At 62.2% G+C, this 10,507-nt stretch carries 11 protein-coding genes and 1 pseudogene; 3 read left to right on the forward strand and 9 right to left on the reverse strand.

Annotation, left to right across the window (positions count from 1 at the left end; all coding sequences use genetic code 11):
• Positions 1–9 precede the first annotated feature (9 nt).
• The 7 genes from GY791_13540 to GY791_13570 form a co-directional block, all read right to left on the reverse strand.
• On the reverse strand, positions 10–837 hold the full coding sequence (locus GY791_13540) for a c-type cytochrome (protein ID MCP4329448.1): 828 nt from the start codon (positions 835–837) through the stop codon (positions 10–12).
• 6 nt (positions 838–843) lie between these two features.
• Entirely contained in the window at positions 844–2,586 is a 1,743-nt protein-coding gene (locus GY791_13545) for a cytochrome ubiquinol oxidase subunit I (GenBank protein MCP4329449.1), read from the reverse strand.
• A gap of 441 nt (positions 2,587–3,027) precedes the next feature.
• A complete protein-coding gene (locus GY791_13550) occupies positions 3,028–3,399 on the reverse strand; it encodes a cytochrome c (protein MCP4329450.1) in 372 nt (123 codons plus the stop codon).
• A 16-nt stretch (positions 3,400–3,415) separates the two neighbouring features.
• Complete coding sequence (locus GY791_13555) at positions 3,416–4,084, reverse strand: c-type cytochrome (GenBank protein MCP4329451.1); 669 nt, start codon at positions 4,082–4,084, stop codon at positions 3,416–3,418.
• Positions 4,081–5,019: a hypothetical protein gene (locus GY791_13560; protein ID MCP4329452.1), complete on the reverse strand. Its 939-nt coding sequence runs from the start codon at positions 5,017–5,019 to the stop codon at positions 4,081–4,083. The genes GY791_13555 and GY791_13560 overlap by 4 nt, the downstream gene beginning before the upstream one ends.
• 246 nt (positions 5,020–5,265) lie before the next feature.
• The gene (locus GY791_13565) at positions 5,266–5,493 is read right to left on the reverse strand and encodes a hypothetical protein (GenBank protein MCP4329453.1); all 228 of its coding nucleotides are present in this window, start codon (positions 5,491–5,493) and stop codon (positions 5,266–5,268) included.
• A 232-nt stretch (positions 5,494–5,725) separates the two neighbouring features.
• Positions 5,726–6,892 (reverse strand): PAS domain S-box protein, encoded by a 1,167-nt coding sequence (locus GY791_13570; protein ID MCP4329454.1) that lies wholly within the window; start codon positions 6,890–6,892, stop codon positions 5,726–5,728.
• Between the two features lie 300 nt (positions 6,893–7,192).
• Here GY791_13570 and GY791_13575 point away from each other — a divergent pair, with 300 nt between their 5' ends.
• Both GY791_13575 and GY791_13580 read left to right on the forward strand, forming a co-directional pair.
• A complete protein-coding gene (locus GY791_13575) occupies positions 7,193–8,404 on the forward strand; it encodes a PAS domain S-box protein (protein ID MCP4329455.1) in 1,212 nt (403 codons plus the stop codon).
• A 1-nt stretch (position 8,405) separates the two neighbouring features.
• Positions 8,406–8,876, forward strand: coding sequence for a response regulator (locus GY791_13580; protein ID MCP4329456.1), 471 nt, complete (start codon positions 8,406–8,408; stop codon positions 8,874–8,876).
• Between the two features lie 179 nt (positions 8,877–9,055).
• On the opposite strand, the pseudogene GY791_13585 reads toward GY791_13580, so the two are convergent.
• Positions 9,056–9,419 (reverse strand): annotated as a pseudogene (locus GY791_13585) (carboxymuconolactone decarboxylase family protein).
• A gap of 68 nt (positions 9,420–9,487) precedes the next feature.
• Here GY791_13585 and GY791_13590 point away from each other — a divergent pair.
• The gene (locus GY791_13590) at positions 9,488–9,775 is read left to right on the forward strand and encodes a hypothetical protein (GenBank protein ID MCP4329457.1); all 288 of its coding nucleotides are present in this window, start codon (positions 9,488–9,490) and stop codon (positions 9,773–9,775) included.
• Between the two features lie 614 nt (positions 9,776–10,389).
• Here the strand turns inward: GY791_13590 and GY791_13595 are convergent.
• A partial coding sequence (locus GY791_13595; GenBank protein MCP4329458.1) for an IS630 family transposase occupies positions 10,390–10,507 on the reverse strand: 118 nt, incomplete at its 5' end.

Consider the following 10,507-nt stretch of genomic DNA (forward strand, 5'->3'; position numbering starts at 1 on the left):
ACCGCGTCCTCACTTCAACCCGCCCAGGAAGTCGACCAGGACCTCCAGTTCCTTGGCGTAGAGCTGCTCGCCCATGTCGGCGGGCATCATCTCGGCCTCGAAACCCTCGGCGATGTCGGCGTCGGGGTCGAGGATGGCGCGGCGTAGATAGGGCCGCTCGCGCCGCCCGCCAATCCCAGTGAGGTCGGGGCCGAGGTCGCCACCCTCGCCGTCGATCATGTGGCAGGCGTCGCAGGCAAATTCGGCGATCAGCGCGCGCGGGTCGTCGATGACGGCGCGCGGCTCGGCTTCCACCGTCGTCGCCGCAACCTCCTCTTCGGCGGGCTCCTCGGCGCCGCTCGGGATCTCGACCGTGATCTCGGCGCCGCCGAGATCCTGGAGATAGGCGATCACCGCCGTGATCTCGGCCTCGTTTAGGCGAATCGAGCCGGCCGATACGTCGGGCATCGGGCTCTCGCGGTCGTCGGTCCCCTTCTTGCCGAACCCGGCGACGACGTAGGCCGAGGGCGCGACCAACGATTCCAGCAGATAGCCCTCGACATCATCGGCCTCGCCCGCGTAGCGGGTATCAGCCAGGCGTTCGGCAGCAACCGCGGCGGCGCTGTCGAGCATCGGCGCCCGGCCGAGCGCATTGTGGCAAAGCGTGCAGGTTCCCTTGCCAACGAAGATACGCTCGCCGAGGGCGGCGAACTGATCCATCGTCATCGCCTCGAGGTCGATCTCCTCATCCACGGGCGGCGGTGCGGGTTCGATCTGCGGGATGCCGAAATTGGAATAGGCCGCGAAGAAGGCGATCATCAGCAGCGCGAAGACGATGACCAGCAGGAAAGAGCGCATCGCCGCCTACCCCTTCCAATAGCCGGCCGGCGCCGTCCTGGTGGCGCCGAGCTGGCTAAGCCAGAAGACGAAGATGACGACCGCCATGAACAGGATCGCGGCGACGGAAACGACATTGGCGGCGTAACCCAGGGTCGGCGTGAAGGCGTCGACCGAGGCGTCGCGCATGATATCGACGACATGCCAGTGCTGGCGGATGCCCGAGCGAATATAGCCCATCAGGCCCATCAGCCAGGTAAAGGCGACGGCGAGCAGAAACAGGGCGTATTGGGCACGGCCGGGGATGCGGCCCCAGCGCAATGGGGCGACCTCGCGCGCGCCCTTATACATGAACCCGTCGAGGACGATGCCGATGACGATGACGACCAGGGTTGTCAGCACCTGGGGAACCGAGGCCGCGATCTTGTAGACGTTATTGGTGAAATAGCCGTAATAGACGCCGAGGATCATGATGTTGACGATGCCGGCGGTAAAGAGCGCGATCTGCGCGGCGTTGCCGGCCTTGACCCAGGGCACGACAGCGACCTTGTTGGCACGGCGATAGATCATGAAGCTGATCGCGGTGAACAGGATCATCACGTTCACCGCCGTGTTCTTGGCCGGCATGATGCCGAGCGGCCCGAGATATTTGTGGTGCGGCCCGCCCAGCGCCTTCAGCTCGGCGTTGGTCAGGACCAGGGTATGGGGGGTGAACCAGACCAGGAACGCGGCGACCAGGACAATGGCGATATATTTGATGTACTTGTAATAGCGTCGGGCACCGTCGCTGCGCCCCATGCCGCACCACAGATAGTAGTTGGCCGACAGGAACAAGGTGCCGATGAGCACCGCCTGGATGATGAACAGCCAGGCGAAGATGCCGCCCATCAGGGTAATCCCCATCTGCTGGCTGTAGGCATAGATCTCGGCGGCCAGGTAATAGCCGGCGAAGGGCAAGGGCAGCAGCGAAAGGATGGCGATGAAGTTGGCGTTGTAGCCCATCCAGTCGTAATGGGCGCGTTCGCGCTCGTCGGCCGCGGTCAGGAACTTGAAGGCGGCATAGGCGCCGACAATCGAGCCGCCATAGGCGATATTGGCGATGAAACGGTGGATGTTGATCGGGTTCCACAGGAAGTTGTGCATGGCGGCCCAGCCGTCGCCGCTGAACACCCCCGCCGCATCGACACCGGCCGGGCTCATCATGAAGGTGAGCCAGGAATTGGCGAGCAGCATCAAGGTCGTGCCGGCGGCATTGAGCACCAGGCCGATGGTCAGGTGGACCCACTTCCTGAACCCACCCTGGAGCCATTGCCATCCGTAATAGTAGAGATAGAGGGCCGCGCTCTCGACGAAGAAGAGGAGCGCGTAATAGAACATCGAGTCCTTGAAGATCGTCGCCAGATAAGCGAACAGGTCGGGATAGAACAGCACCAGGCAGAAGACGAGCAGGCCGCCCATGATGGCGGTCAGCGAGTAGGCGGTGATGCTGATCTTGATGAACTCGTAGGCCATGTCGTCATAGCGCCGGTCGCGGGTGCGCATGCCGATCGCCTCGATGATGAAGACAAAGATCGGCACCGCCAGGACGAAGGCGGCAAGCCACAGATGCATCTGGGCGACGATCCACACCGCCACCCGGCTGTTGATCCCGGCCACCGTCGGGTAGTCGGCCGCGGTCAGATGCGGCGCCGGCTCGTAGGCGAGCACGCCGGTGGCGGCAACCGCGACCAGGGCGGCGGTTGCGAGTGGTGGAAGCAGACGCGGAATCATCCCTGGGGCCCCTTTCGGCTGGCGTTCACGGATGGAAGGCCAGGCTCAGGCCCTGCATGTTCATTACCGCCATGTCGAGCAGAAGGAACAGGACCGCCCAGAGGATGAGCGCGGCGACGAAGGGGAGCAGATAGCCCTTGAGAAGCATGGTTCCGGCCCCCCCTATAAGAGCCACCAGAAGAAGAAGACGATGGCGATCAGGACGACGATGAACAGCGCCGGGCCGGCCCATGGATATTTTTCGCCGTCGGCGGGTATGTCGTTCATCGCCTATCCCCCGCGCCCCGTTGATGGACAGCGACGGAGCGATCGCCTACTGTCCCGGCCATGCCGCAAAAAAAGCGCATCGCCGACCTAGTTATCTTCATCGGTATGGCCGTCAACGCGATCGTCATCGTCCTCATCCTCTATTTCTACGTCTTCTGAATCCGGGGTTCGTTCTTAGCCCTCCTTGCCCTTGCAGTTGCAGAGCACGCGCACGTGCTTAACCAGGCCGTCGACCTGCTCGGCGGTCAACGTCTTGCCCCAAGGCGGCATCATCGGCGACTTGCTGACAGCCGGACCGCCGTCAAGGATGACGTTCTTGAGGTCGGCGTCGGTCAGCTTGTTCATCTCCGCCGCGTTGGTGAAGTTGCGCGGCGAGACCGGAAAGTCCTTGGTCACGTTGGGGCCGTCGCCCTTGCCGCCGAGGCCATGGCACTGGGCACAATAGAATTGGAACACCTTTTCGATCTCAGCCGCCGGCGCGGTGCTGCCGCCGGCGAGAAAAGCAAGGGTAGCTGCCGTCGCGAGAATACCTAGCGTTTTCATCATCGATCTCCTTCCCCTGCTACTTCTTCGGCTTGAAGCTGGCGATATAGGCGGCGACATTGGCCATGTCCTTGTCGCTCAGGATGCCGACGAAGACCGGCATCGACTTCACCGGCTTGAACACGTCCGGCTTGCGCAGATAGGCCAGTATCCAGTCCGGGTTAAGGCGCAGGCCAGCCTCAACCAGCGAGGGACCGCTGCGCCCGCCGGCGATCGCCTTACGCGCTGTATATTGGTGGCAGCCGCTGCACGGCATCTTCTTGGTGAAGATCTGCCGCCCTTTGGGGTTCTTCTTCGGCTTGACGACGCCGGCCTCAACGTCAGCCGAGGTCAGGCCCATCAGGAAGTCGGTGACCGCGGCGACGTCCCCGCCTTCGAGCTTGGGATGGCCGCCCGGGTTCTCTTCGGTCAGCGAGCCGAACTTCATCGGCCGGATTGGCACCGGCTCGGCGAGCCAGGCGGCCAGCCAGTCCTTCTGGAACTTGCTGCCGGCGTAGAACAGCTCCGGCCCCTTCTTGGCGAGCTGGTCGTCGATCGTCTTCTCCCGCGCCGGGCCTTCGGTGTAGTGGCAGTCGGTGCAGCCCTTGGCCGCGAAGACCTCGTCGCCGGCAGCGGCATCGGCCTGCCCCGGCACGGCTGCCGCGGCCAGGAATGCCGCCGCGACGGCGGCATGCGTTATCGCTCTCATGTCGCTTCCTCCTCTTCTTTCTGTTCGTGCTCCACCTTGCGCATGAGCCAGATCCCGAGCGCCCCGACGACGACGAAGGCGAGTACCGCGTAAAGGTAGACGGTGATCGGCGTCGACGCCTCGAGGAACACGTAGAACCAGGTCGACAGGCTCATGATCAGCCCGTGCTCGCCGTTGGAGCCGTCCCAGGCGTTGGCGGCCATGGGGATGAACACACCTTTCTCGAACTGGACGTCGTTCTTGTCGTCGGTCCTGAGCGGCCGGCTCGTGACGATGGTCCAGCGGCCCTGGTCCCATTGCGCGCTCGACGCGACATGCTGCTTGTCCTCGGCCTGGATCTTGATCGGCTGCTTCCAGCCGCGCGCGTTGCCTTCCTCTACCGCGCGGTCGCCCTCGGCGTCGAGATCGGCCTTCCACACCCACAAATGCACCGGATTCGAGGAATCGCCGCGGTAGAAATGCGGCTTCTTCGTCCCCTCCGGCAGCTTGACCGGGAATTGCAGGGCGACCGAGTCGCGGTAGGTCTCGAGCGCCCGCGGCACCATGTCGACCGCCTCGACATAGGAATTCAAGGCGCCGACGCGGCCGATCTCGATCGGATCGAAGGCCGCATCCGGGTCATGGGTCACGTCCCTGAAGGGGTCGTCCCAGGCCAGGCGGAAGGCGATCTCTTCGTCGTTGAAGAGTGCCTGGACGGTAACCAGCTCGATGCTCGGGTTTTGCCACCGCGGCGCCGCGACGACCTGTCCCGCCAAGCGCAGGTCCATGGGCTCGGCCGATTCCCACGCCGGGTCGTCGGGGGCGGTCGGCAGGGCGCCGTCGACGGCTTTGGCCTGCAGCGCCTGGTGCTGGGTCGGCGTGACCTGCAGCGACTTGATGAAATTGGCCAGGTACCAGCGCGAATCGTCGTCGAGAGCGCGAACGAAGGACGGCATCGGCGTGCCGTTGATGCCAGCGACGGGGACAGCCCGGCGGACGTTACGAAAGTGCTGGAGATCGTCAGCGCGCCGACCACCGCCAGCCCCTTCAACAACCCCCCTTTGTGATTTGCGGTCATGAATGTATCCCTCCCAATCTGACCTGCGGGTCGTAGGGCAACGAATGCGGCGAGCACCGCCGTCGCATTCGTCGCCAGTGACCCCATCGTCTCCATGAAACGCTCTCCTAAAGGCCGGTATCCGCTAATGGCCTTTTTTCAATTGTCGTCCGTCGGCATCGGCGTCCGGCAACGGCAAGGGAATGCCGCTGATTCGTTCGAGGAATTCCTTCATTTCGCGCAGGTTCTCGAAATAGGCCTCCTGCTCGCCCTGGACGTAGCGGATGTGGCCACGCCAGGTCGGCTGGCTCTCCGGCTCTCCTTCCAGCCAAATGCGTGCTACGAACGATCTGCGGCATCCTGGCATCGACATCCCCAATCCACCGAATTCCCGTCCTCATCCATCGCCACGGATGATTCTGCTGCCCAGATAACACGCATTGGTAACTCCCCGGTGACATGCCGGTAACCACCTCAATGGTTGGTGATTCCCTGCCTAGCACGGGGCGGTAACACGCCGGTGACACGCCGGTGGCCCGTTGTGTCGGCGATTTGGGGCCGCTATTCGCGATGTCGGGCGGGCGTGCCGGAAAGAAGGAAAGGGGTCAGGCGTCCCCTTCCGCACAGACCAGTTCGCGGTAGACGCGCCATGTCTCGGCCGTGGGTTCGAGACCGAAATCCTCTCCGAGCCGGCGGCGCCAGGACTTGAACTGGGCCTCTGCCCAATCGGGCCGGCCCAGCCTCACCAGGCTCTCGAGCAGGGACTGCAGGAAGCTTTCGCGGCAGGGGTCGCGGAACAACGCCGTCCGGCATGCCTGCGACGCCTCCAGGAATTCACCCAGCTCACTGTGGCTTTGGGCCAGCCCGGCGAGCATTTCCAGGTTGATTTCGTGGAGCCGTTCGCGTTCCTCGGCGCACCAGTCGGTATAGAGGTCGGTTTCCAGGTAATCGCCGCGATAGAGCCGCCGCGCATCGTCGAAACACGCCAATGCCTCCGCCGGGCGTCCCTGGTTGGCCAGTTTACGGCCTTCGGTGACCCGTTGCTCGAAGGCGTGGGCATCGACCCAGACCGCATCGCGCCGCAGCAAGTAAGACTTGTCGACGGTTTGGATCGCATCCTCGGGCACGCCCTCGGCGCGCAACTGACCGCGCAGGTAGCTGACGGTCACCTTCAGCCGTTCCCATCCGCGACCGCCGTCGGTGTCGGGCCACAGCCATTCGATCAGGCGCTCGCGGTGGACGGGCAGGCCGAGGTTCGTCACTAGGCATTTCAATATGGTCGCCGCCTGCCGGCGCTTCCACTGGTCGACGATCAGACCGTTGCCGCCGATGGTTAGGCAGAAATGGCCGAGTGTGTAAATACGCAGAACGTGCGAGGCAGCCTGCTCGACTGGCTTTGGACCCGATTCGCGGAGGAACACCACGGCCACCGCATCACCGTCGTTGTTCGCCAATTTCCCGGCCGGCACCACCAGGGTGCTGATGCTGGCGGAGACCATGTCGCCATTCTTGTGCCGGAAACGGCAGGTTTCGACGGCCCACTTGTCGCCGCGCAGAAAACACGCCTGGCCCGCGCACATGGTCGTGCACAGCGGCTCGCCGCTGGGAAAGACTCCAAGCAGGATATCGCCGCAGTATTTGCCGATCGTCTCTTCAGGGGCGTAACCGAGCAGCGTCTCGGCACCTGTATTCCAGCCGACGACCCTCATTCCGGCGTCGACCGCGAACGCCGCATCCGAAGAATACTCTACAAGGTCGGCGGTGCGAACCATCGTCCCTCCTTGAGCTTCTGACCAGGATCGTCCGCCTACGGCAGACAAGTCAAGAGAACGGGTGGTTCCATGTACGACAAGGCTCCGATACCGCAGATAAACGCAAACGGTTACGGCGTCCAGGTGACAATAGGACGCATCTGCATATCGTCGCCAGCCGTGAACAGAAACGTGCTGCATTGCCGGGCCGTCAAGAGGCCTACCACCGGCTCTGGCGCTTTGATACCATCGCCAGGGACGACCAGAGGACCCGGGCACAGCCGGGCGAGTCGTCCTGAGGCCCGGACCGAAGGCGGGGCGATGACCAGTCAAACCGATACCAAGTCGGATTACGCGGCGATGAGCAAAGCCGAGCTCATCGCCGAACTGATGCGGATCCGGGAAGCGCCAACAACGGTGCCGCAAGGCCATGACGCCGGCTTGGCCGGCATGTTGACGGTGGCCCCGGACGCGATCATCGCGATGGACGAGGAGTCGCGGATCCGCGTCTTCAACCCCGGCGCCGAGAGGCTCTTCGGCTACCGGGCCGCCGACATGATGGGGCGGCCGCTCGACATCCTGATGCCCGACCGTTTCCGTTCGGCGCACGGCGAACATGTCAGGCGTTTCCTGACATCGGGCGAGCAGAGCAGGCTGATGACCGAGCGTAGCGAAATCATCGGGCTGCGTGCGGACGGCTCCGAATTTCCGGCCGAGGCCTCGGTATCCAAGCTGCGGATAGACGACGCGACGCTTTTGACGGTGATGTTGCACGACGTCACTGAACGAAAGCGCGCCGAGGCCGAGCTCGTCGCCGCCAAGGAGCGCGCCGAACAAGCCCTCATCCAAGCCGAAAAGATGGCCGCGATCGGGACCCTGGCCAGCGGCATCGGCCATGAGATCAACAATCCCCTCTATGCCGTTCTGGGTGCGGCGGAGGCGATCCGGGACGGCGGCGACCTCTCCCGGTCCCAGTCGCACGCCCAGGACATAATTACTTATTGCAAGCACATCGCCGAGATCATCAAGAACCTGTCCGGCTATATCCGACCCGCCGACGCACACGGACTGGGACCGGTCGATGTCAACAAGGCGATTCAGGAGGCGGTGTCGATAGCCCAGCTCTCGCTCCAGGACAGCGACATCGAGATAGAGCAGTGGCTGGAACCGGTGCCGGAAATCGCGGCAAAATCGGAAGAGGTCCAGCAGGCCTTCTTCAACGTTATTCGCAACGGCCTCCAGGCCATCGACCAAGGCGGCACGCTGGAGATCAAAAGCCGGCAAGAGGGAGACCTGGTCTCTGTGCGTATCCGCGATACAGGGCGCGGTATCGCGGCGACGAATCTGGCGAAGATTTATGACCCGTTTTTCACCACCAAAGAACCGGACGAGGGCGAAGGCCTTGGACTCTTCGTGGTTCAGCAGATCGTCAAGAAATACGCGGGGACTATCGCGTTCGAGAGCGAAATCGGCCAAGGGACGCTTTGTACCATCGAATTCCCGATCCGAGACATCACTGAAGGGACGCGTTGAGATGAAGAACAAGATACTCGTCGTCGATGACGAGGCGGAGATTCGCAAGACCATTCGACTCCAACTCGAAGGCACCGCGTTCGAGATTATCGAGGCGACGAACGGCGAAGAGGCCATCGAGACCCTCGGCCGAGAGAACATCCTGGAGATGAACGTGATCATTTGTGATATCCGCATGCCGAAAATCAACGGCATCGAGGCCATCGCCTATTTCCAGCAGAACTACGCCGGCATTCCGATCATCGTGCTGACCGGATATCCAGACGTGAAGCTTGCCGTCGACCTAATGAGGGACGGCGTAGTCGACTATGTCGTCAAGCCGGTGGAGAAGAGTGAGCTTGTCGCGGCTGTCAGGCGGGCGGCCCAGCAATGGACTTCCTTTGGCGAAAATCTGCCACCGCGGCGACCTGCTTTCGGGCTGTCGTTTCCGAGAAATCGGAATCCTGAGGCTGCCATGTGTCGCCTCCGATAGCTTAGATTCCGGAGTCGAGGTCTGTACGCGGACACTAGGCGCCATATCCAGTCCGACGGCGCAAATATCAGCCCTGATTATTGTTTCTTAGAAGGCCTGACACTGATCTTAAAGTGGACACACCATGCGTCCGAGAGATATGGCCATTCAGGAGCGACTCGAAGATTCGGCGTAAACGCCTATTTGTCCTCGGTCACGTCCTCGATCCAGCTCAGGCCGGCGACGGCGGCTGGGAAGCCAAGGGTGGTGGTCGCCAGCAGCGCAACCTGGCGTAGCGCCTCGGCCGACTCGCCTTCTTCGAGCGCCTGCCGGGCGTGAGAGTGGGTCGCACCCTCGGACCGCGCGCCGATGGCGAGCGCAAGCTTGACGAGACGGCGGGCGCGCGCGTCCAGTGGCCCGATGCCTGACACCGCCTTGCCGAGGTCGTTATAGGCGGCCCATAGCTCGGGATATTTGCGGGCGACGTCGCCGGCCCGGCTTGGCGGTAGTTGGGTCATCGTCGTCTCCTGACGCTATTCCTGCTCTCGCCCGTTCATCCGACATTTCTCAGGCGCCATCCAAATTCCTGGAAATCGTACCACCTTCCCGCCGCCAAAGGAATTGCATCCCCCTTGCAGTCAACGGGTGGCCTGATCTTGGTGAGCGGCCTCCGTTTGGAAGGCCATTTGGTCATTTTTCTCGCCCTTCAGACACACCTCTCCTGCCACTTTCTCCTTGCCATCGATTCCCTCAAGGTTCCCAACCACTCGACCTTCTCGGTCAGCCGGCACGGCCGCTTCCGCGAGGACAAAGTCTTTCGTCTGGTGTCCGAGAGCATCGTCGGCCAATGCATGGCAGCGGGGCTGGTTGGAAGTGGACATGAAGCATCCAGCATTGGCCCGCACAGCATCGGTGCCTAGTGGTCGAGCTCCACGTCGGGCGCCTCGGCACGGCGTCCGCGTAAGGCGGCCAGGTGGCGCGCTGGATGCGGGCGTGCCGTTTTAACCTCATGCTTCATGACCAGTGGCGCCGCTGCCACGGCCAGGGCCGCTCATAGGGTTTTGCGCTTCCGGGTTGCCCAGAAGGCCAGCAAGACGATCATATTTCTTCTAACTCATTGAAAAGATTCGAGGGGGAGGATCGGGGCTCGAACCCCGTACCCGCGGATTAAGAGTCAGCCGGTAAGCCGTAACAGAATTCGGTGGAACACGGATGGAACAATGTGCCCCGACGTGTTGCATGGACGTCGCACGGAATCGCCGGTAATGGTTCGGAATACGAACAATTTGGGCATTTTCCATGCCACAGACTGGCAACGCCCAAGCAACGAAATAGCCCCGTCGGTTCGGGGCTAAGTTATTGAAGTATAAATTCAAAATTTGGTTGCGGGGGCAGGATTCGAACCTGCGACCTTCAGGTTATGAGCCTGAAGATCTCAGTTTTTCGAGCGTCACTCGATCCAATGGCAAATCAATTGCTTTGGGTTTGGTATCTCAAATCGCACTTATATTGCACTTATACCAAATCCCGTTGATCATGACCTATGTGCCCATTGCCTGTGTCCGATCGACATGATTTTCCAGGGCTGATCGATGAGCTTGTTCCAGGCGTCACAGCAGTGGTCGACGATGTCGTCGTATGAGTTGAAGACG

The sequence above is a fragment of the Alphaproteobacteria bacterium genome, assembly GCA_024244705.1.
GTDB lineage: Bacteria > Pseudomonadota > Alphaproteobacteria > JAAEOK01 > JAAEOK01 > JAAEOK01.

Excerpts from the sequence above, each read along its gene's own strand:
- GY791_13550 (MCP4329450.1), bottom strand. The coding sequence starts at position 3,399 with ATGATGAAAACGCTAGGTATTCTCGCGACGGCAGCTACCCTTGCTTTT.
- GY791_13540 (MCP4329448.1), bottom strand. The coding sequence starts at position 837 with ATGCGCTCTTTCCTGCTGGTCATCGTCTTCGCGCTGCTGATGATCGCC.
- GY791_13545 (MCP4329449.1), bottom strand. The coding sequence starts at position 2,586 with ATGATTCCGCGTCTGCTTCCACCACTCGCAACCGCCGCCCTGGTCGCG.
- GY791_13580 (MCP4329456.1), top strand. The coding sequence starts at position 8,406 with ATGAAGAACAAGATACTCGTCGTCGATGACGAGGCGGAGATTCGCAAG.
- GY791_13570 (MCP4329454.1), bottom strand. The coding sequence starts at position 6,892 with ATGGTTCGCACCGCCGACCTTGTAGAGTATTCTTCGGATGCGGCGTTC.
- GY791_13575 (MCP4329455.1), top strand. The coding sequence starts at position 7,193 with ATGACCAGTCAAACCGATACCAAGTCGGATTACGCGGCGATGAGCAAA.
- GY791_13555 (MCP4329451.1), bottom strand. The coding sequence starts at position 4,084 with ATGAGAGCGATAACGCATGCCGCCGTCGCGGCGGCATTCCTGGCCGCG.
- GY791_13565 (MCP4329453.1), bottom strand. The coding sequence starts at position 5,493 with ATGTCGATGCCAGGATGCCGCAGATCGTTCGTAGCACGCATTTGGCTG.
- GY791_13560 (MCP4329452.1), bottom strand. The coding sequence starts at position 5,019 with ATGCCGTCCTTCGTTCGCGCTCTCGACGACGATTCGCGCTGGTACCTG.